Genomic DNA, 975 nt, shown 5'->3' with positions numbered 1-975 from the left:
GCCGTCCCCGACGAGGTGCTCCAGCACGTCCGCCGCGGTCACATCCAGGCCGGCCCCGATGCCCACGCCGAGGCTGATGCCGTTCCCGGCGGACACCAGGTCGAAGGAGAGCGCGTGGTTGACGCCGGCACCCCGCCCATAAGCGCTGCCCTGCGAGATGAGGGGCGCAGCATCGTCGAAGCGGCCGCCGCCCGAGGCGCCTTGCCCAAGGGCGCGGACATCCGGCGGGCCCGACCTCCCTACGACAGCACTTGGCCCATTCAGTGGCCCAACGCTGAAGAAGTCATCGAATACGACAACCGCTCCGAGTACCCCCGGCTATACGACAGCTGCCTCGCCGACGACTTTCATCGCTATGTCATCGCGGCAAGACATCTGGGCGGTATCGACCCAGACGCCGCAGGACGACGTGTACTCAAAGACGCCATCGAAATGGGCTACAGTCCAGCGCTGCACGCCGCGTACGACCACCACATCATCGACAGGTACGGCGCCAGCCGCGGCCGCGACGCCACGTTCGAACGCATCGGCAAGAAGTACCAGTGGATCGCTCTCGCCCGACTGCGCGGGGTACTCAGTGACCACACGACAGCTCCCGCAAAGCCCTGGGATGTACCGCCGGCGGTCGGGGATCATGGGTCGTCCGGGGTGCCGAGGCCGGTCAGGGCGCCGACCGGGTCCAGGTCGGGGGTGCCGCGGGGCCACCAGTCGTCGTGGCCCGGCTCCGACTCGTAGGCGTACCAGAGGCCGTCGCGGCCCAGGCGGAGCTGGACGTGGCCCTTCGGGTGGGTGAGGCGGTTGCGCCAGGGGCGGAAGGCGGGCAGGTCGGCGGCGAGGAGGAGGGGGCGGGCGCGGTCGAAGCGGCCGGCCGGCGGGTCCCAGGGATCTTCGAGGACGGCGAGGCCCTCCGGACCGCCCTGCCGCCAGGCGGCGACCGCGCGCGCCAGCTCGGCCGGGGTGCGGCCGGCGGCGGAG

At 71.5% G+C, this 975-nt stretch carries 1 protein-coding gene and 1 pseudogene; both read right to left on the bottom strand.

Features of this window, described 5'->3' with window-relative positions; translation table 11 throughout:
- Positions 1 to 318: 318 nt before the first annotated feature.
- Positions 319 to 585, bottom strand: a complete 267-nt coding sequence (locus CLM62_RS38565) for a hypothetical protein (protein ID WP_095754541.1) — start codon at positions 583 to 585, stop codon at positions 319 to 321.
- A gap of 47 nt (positions 586 to 632) precedes the next feature.
- A pseudogene (locus CLM62_RS38560) lies at positions 633 to 975 on the bottom strand (hypothetical protein); the annotation flags it as partial.

The organism is Streptomyces sp. SA15, from assembly GCF_002291145.1.
In the GTDB taxonomy this organism is placed as follows: domain Bacteria; phylum Actinomycetota; class Actinomycetes; order Streptomycetales; family Streptomycetaceae; genus Streptomyces.
Note: the sequence above shows the minus strand (reverse complement) of the source record. Positions and strands in the feature narration are given on the sequence as shown.